Source organism: Boseongicola sp. (assembly GCF_057460485.1).
Map to the genome: position 1 here is coordinate 1 of NZ_JBVCWP010000353.1, position 3622 is coordinate 3622.

At 58.0% G+C, this 3622-nt stretch carries 2 protein-coding genes; both read left to right on the top strand.

Annotation, left to right across the window (positions count from 1 at the left end):
- Nucleotides 1–71 precede the first annotated feature (71 nt).
- Nucleotides 72–1679, top strand: a complete 1608-nt coding sequence (locus tag AC221Y_RS21840) for a peptide chain release factor 3 (protein ID WP_486708429.1) — start codon at nucleotides 72–74, stop codon at nucleotides 1677–1679.
- A gap of 475 nt (nucleotides 1680–2154) precedes the next feature.
- The coding region (locus AC221Y_RS21845; protein ID WP_486708428.1) for a DEAD/DEAH box helicase at nucleotides 2155–3622 on the top strand (1468 nt) is incomplete at its 3' end.

The following is a 3622-nucleotide window of genomic DNA, read 5'->3' on the forward strand; positions in this document are numbered from 1 at the left end:
CGAAGCCCTGCCGCGTCAATCCAAAGTGTCTGCTCATTGCGCGCGCTCGCAGGGCTGGCTATATCGCCCCCATGTTAGATCGCGCCTCAAATCAAAGCCCCCTGCCCCCGGAAATTGCCCGGCGGCGCACATTTGCCATCATCTCGCACCCCGATGCGGGCAAGACGACCTTGACCGAAAAGTTCCTGCTTTATGGTGGCGCAATCCAGATGGCCGGACAGGTACGCGCCAAGGGTGAAGCGCGCCGCACGCGGTCGGACTTTATGCAGATGGAAAAGGATCGCGGCATTTCGGTGTCGGCCTCGGCGATGTCCTTTGATTTCGCAGGCTACCGCTTCAACCTTGTCGACACGCCGGGCCACTCGGATTTCTCCGAAGACACTTATCGCACGCTGACGGCCGTGGACGCCGCGATCATGGTCATCGACGGCGCAAAGGGTGTTGAAAGCCAGACCCAGAAGCTGTTCGAGGTCTGCCGGATGCGCGACCTTCCGATCTTAACATTTTGTAACAAGATGGACCGCGAAAGCCGCGAGACATTCGAGATCATCGACGAAATTCAGGAAAATCTTGCGATCGACGTGACGCCTGCATCCTGGCCCATCGGCGTCGGACGCGATTTTATCGGCTCTTACGATATGCTGAATGACCGGCTTGAACTGATGGAGCGCGGTGACCGCAACAAACGCGCCGAGTCCATCAAGATCGACGGTTTGGACGATCCGAAACTGGCCGAGCATGTGCCTGCTGATCTGCTCACACAACTGCGCGAAGACGTCGAAATGGCGCGCGCACTGCTGCCGGCTTTTGATCGGCAGGCGTTCCTTGAAGGCACGATGACCCCGATCTGGTTCGGCTCGGCGATCAACTCGTTCGGCGTCAAAGACCTGATGGATGGCATCGCTAATTTCGGCCCCGAGCCGCAACCGCAATCCGCCTCGCCGCGCCACGTCAGCCCGGATGAGACCACCGTCGCAGGCTTCGTGTTCAAGGTTCAGGCAAACATGGATCCCAAGCACCGGGACCGTGTGGCGTTTGTGCGCCTTGCCTCGGGGCATTTCATCCGCGGCATGAAGCTCACGCATGTACGCTCGAAAAAGCAGATGGCGATCTCGAACCCGGTGCTGTTTCTCGCCTCAGACCGCGAGTTGGCGGAAGAGGCCTGGGCCGGCGACATCATCGGCATCCCGAACCACGGCCAGCTCAGGATCGGCGACACGTTAACCGAAGGTGAGACAATCAAAGTCACCGGCATCCCGTCTTTTGCGCCCGAATTGTTGCAAAACGTCCGCGCGGGCGATCCGTTGAAGTCAAAACACCTTGAAAAAGCACTGATGCAATTCGCCGAGGAAGGGGCCGCAAAGATCTTCAAACCAATGATCGGATCCGGCTTCATCGTCGGCGTTGTGGGGCCGCTTCAGTTCGAAGTTCTGGCCAGCCGCATCGAGTTGGAATACGGCCTGCCCGTCCGGTTCGAGCCCTCGCAGTTCACCTCGGCGCGCTGGGTCACCGGGCCAAAAGACAAAGTCGACGCCTTCGTGAACTCCAACAAGGGCCACATGGCAGCCGACAACGACGGCGACATGGTCTTCCTCACGCGCCTGCAATGGGACATTGACCGGATCGAGCGCGATTATCCCGACCTGACGTTGTCGGCGACGAAAGAGATGATGGTGTGAGAGGGCCCTCAAAAGGCAGATGAAGCCCAAAACGAAAGATTCCTACCGCTTGCTGCAAAGCATCAGCCACGGCCGTTAACTTTCTGTGGATAACCTTGGGGGTGAAATCCCGTATTTCAGTTTACAAGAAACATTCTGCGATTTCCCCAATGAAATCAGTGAGGCCGTCACAAAAGAGGCATATCGCTGAGGAATGCTCCCACACAGAAATGACCCTACGTCACTTGCAACCCCACTACGCAAGAAAAGCAGAGAAATTCTACTTTTCCCTTTGCTTTCCATCTGTTCGCGCATGATTGAAACAATGGCTGCGAAATCGCATGATTGTACACATATCCCTTAATACGTTGACCCCACTGGGCTATTAACCTACCAGTCCTCTCAGTTGCGGCAGCTTGTGGATAAGCTTGAGGTCATACGGACCCACGCCGCTTAGATGACGGGCCGAGAATTGGTCCAAAACATATGGACCGAGATGACTAAATTCTCCGATCTGGCATTGTCGCCAAAGATACTTAAGGCCGTTGAAGAGGCCGGATACGAAACACCGACCCCCATTCAAGAAGGCGCCATCCCCGCCGCCCTTCAGGGCCGCGATGTGCTTGGCATTGCGCAAACAGGCACGGGAAAGACCGCCGGCTTCACACTGCCGATGATTCACATGCTGGCCCGTGGCCGTGCGCGCGCGCGCATGCCGCGCAGCTTGGTTTTGTGCCCGACGCGTGAACTTGCCGCTCAGGTAGCGGAAAACTTCGACACCTATTCCAAGAACGTGAAGCTGACGAAAGCGCTTTTGATTGGCGGCGTCAGCTTCAAAGAGCAGGATACGCTTATCGACCGTGGCGTCGACGTTCTGATCGCAACGCCGGGCCGTCTGCTTGACCATTTCGAGCGCGGTAAGCTTCTGCTCACCGGCATCGAGATCATGGTAGTTGACGAAGCCGACCGGATGCTCGACATGGGCTTTATCCCCGACATCGAACGCATTTTCTCGCTGACGCCTTTCACCCGTCAGACCCTGTTTTTCTCGGCCACCATGGCCCCTGAAATCGAACGGATCACCAACACCTTCCTGTCGAACCCCGTACGGATCGAGGTCGCACGCCAAGCCACCGCTTCCGAGACCATCGCACAAGAAGTCGTTATGTTCCGCGCCTCGCGTCGTGAAAGATCCGCCAGTGAAAAACGCGACTTTCTGCGCAAGTTGATCGAACGTGAGGGGGCTGCGTGTTCAAACGCCATCGTCTTCTGCAATCGTAAGTCCGACGTGGATATCGTTGCTAAGTCTCTGAAAAAACACGGACTTGACGCCGCTCCGATCCATGGCGACCTTGAACAATCGCAGCGCACGCGGACGCTTGATCAATTCCGCGACGGCGGTCTCCGCTTTCTTGTGGCGTCGGATGTTGCCGCGCGCGGTCTGGATATTCCGGCTGTCAGCCACGTGTTCAACTTCGATGTGCCAAGCCATTCCGAGGACTATATACACCGTATCGGCCGCACCGGTCGCGCGGGTCGCTCGGGAAAAGCCATTATGATCTGTTCGGCGCCGGACGTGAAACTTCTCGATGGCATCGAACGTCTCATTGGCAAGGAAATTCCGCGCGCAGATGTGGCGGGCATTGCAGACACGACCTCACGCGAAGACGTCCAATCCACGGACGAAAAACCGCGACGTGGCCGTCGTCGTACTGAAAAGCCCGCGCCCACTCCGGACGCCGAAATTCAGGCATCGCCGGAAGCTACGGCACCGCCAGAAGCGACAGCTGAAAAGCCGCGCCGCACGCGTCGCCGGAAATCTGATGACGCCCCCGTCGAAACCGCAGTTACCGAAGCCGCCGTCACCGAGGTAGCAGCACCCGAAGCGCCGCGGCCACAAGCGGCCGCAATCGATCCCGCTCCAAACGATCGCGACCGCGACCGCGGAGGCCGAAGTCGCGGTC